The sequence below is a fragment of the Rhodoblastus acidophilus genome, assembly GCF_025961575.1.
In the GTDB taxonomy this organism is placed as follows: domain Bacteria; phylum Pseudomonadota; class Alphaproteobacteria; order Rhizobiales; family Beijerinckiaceae; genus Rhodoblastus; species Rhodoblastus acidophilus_C.
In genome coordinates this window covers 1-2,087 of sequence record NZ_JAOQNX010000068.1, presented here as the reverse complement: position 1 = coordinate 2,087, position 2,087 = coordinate 1, and the positions used below count along the sequence as shown (strand labels likewise).

At 49.5% G+C, this 2,087-nt stretch carries 1 protein-coding gene; it reads left to right on the top strand.

The genetic code is table 11. The features are described from left to right. Window positions 1-1,191: phage terminase large subunit (gene terL / locus M2320_RS23135; protein WP_264599318.1), on the top strand; the 1,191-nt coding region annotated here is incomplete at its 5' end. Window positions 1,192-2,087: the final 896 nt, after the last annotated feature.

Sequence of the window (2,087 nt, the reverse complement as noted above, 5' to 3'; positions counted from 1 at the left end):
GACATGCGGGAAAAGCTCCTCGAAAGAACTAAAGAGTTCTCAGCGATCCTCAAGCCGTTAGATACCTCCAAGATCATCTACCTAGGTACTCCCCAGACCGAAGACTCCATTTACAACAAGCTGCCGGATACCTTTGAAATACGGGTGTGGCCTGCTGAGGTTCCGGCTGATCCTGACACCTATGGAAGCAATCTGGCCCCCTATGTAGCCAAGTTGCTGAAACGCCTGCCAGCGGGCTCCCCAACCGATCCTATGCGGTTCTCTGCGATGGACCTTGCTGAGCGAAAGGCCGAATATGGCCGAGCCGGCTACGCTTTGCAGTTCATGTTGTCCACCCAGCTCTCCGACATGGATAGGTTCCCCTTGAAGATCAGGGACCTCATCGTGATGGACACCCAGGTGGAAAAGGCCCCGATGAAGGTGGAGTGGCTACCTGACCTCAAACGAGAATGGAAGCAACTGCCTAACCTCGCTATGCAAGGGGATCGCTTCTATGGTCCTGCTGCCCACTCGGATGAGTTCAAGGAATACACTGGGTCCGTCATGGCTATTGACCCCTCTGGTCGAGGCAAGGATGAAACCGGCTACTGTGTGATCAAGATGCTCAATGGGTTCCTCTATGTCCGTAGAGCAGGAGGTTTACCCGGTGGTTACGATACAGCAACACTTACCCGACTAGCGACGATCGCCAAAGAGGAACAAGTGAACCACATTGTGGTGGAAGCCAACTTTGGTGACGGCATGTATACGGAGCTGCTGAAGCCGATCATGGCGAGAATCCATCCTTGTATCATCGAGGAGGTCAAACACTCGGTCCAGAAAGAGAGGCGTATCATCGATACCCTTGAACCTGTGATGAACAGGCATAAGCTGGTGTTTGAACGATCAGTTATCGAGGATGACTACAAGAGTGCTCAGGCATATGATGCTGACAACAAGTACACTAAGACCTTGGTATACCAGTTGTCTCGCATATCGTATGACAAGGGTGCCTTGAAGCATGACGATAGGTTGGATGCCTTGGCTATCGGTGTGAGCTACTGGGTGGAAAAGATCGGCCAGGATGCTGACCGGGGCATTGCCTCTGAGAAACAAAGGCTACTCGATGAGGCCCTACGGGGGTTCATGGACAATGCTTTTCAGGTGGGAACCCCTCGGAAAGACCGTTGGTTCACCTTGAAAGGAAGATAAATAAAAACAATAGGTTATAATTTCCACCCACACTAGAAGGGGGAGGGGGGTTCAACACTATTATACCCCTGGGTTTTACCTCCTTATACAAGGTTATACCTAGGTTCAAAATCCCTGTGTTACCTTCCCTCTCTCCTATGTTCAGTCACTATGTTCCTTCACATAGGAGGTATACCTAGGTTCAATATCCTAGTTGTTATACCTTAGTGTATTGCCTATGGTCATTATCTATATATGATTATCCATGGTGCTTCAAAAATGGTGGAAAAATGTGAAAGGGTAGCGTAGAAACGGGGGTGGCGAGGTTCCCCCCTGGTGGGGGTCCGATGGCTCTAAGAAGGCTCACCGAGGGGTCTGCGATATATCGGAAGGCTCAACCCAGGGCACACATTCGGCTAAGCCACTGTTTTTCCTAGGCAATCAAGGGATATGTAATCCCATAGGCAGCACACGATGCAAGACCTAGGCCAAGCCTCTTTGATCTAAATCAATGTCTGTCTTTGTTCTACTATTTTTGTCAATTAAGCAAAACCCTAGACTAACCATGCTATTCCACTAGGCTAGCCAAAGGTCTAAGCTCAACCAAGGGCTTGCTAGGCTCAACACTGGCACAGCTCTTGCTAAACATACGGATAAACCACGCGCACGCTTATCCGCTCACTCACCGCTCACCAGGGCCACAAAACACCCGAGCAAATCACTCAACCCTTACCCAATAACCCCATGATTTCACACTGGCTTCGCCGAGCTACGCAGTAGCGATAGCAGCTAAACCCAGGTCGATGAACATTGTTCACAAGGCCAAAACCCAAATATCCGCATTCACCGATACGTTTTTTTCTCTTAGCAAAACCAATGGCTTAGCCTAAATTACATCCCCGAGCGCAATTTTTTTT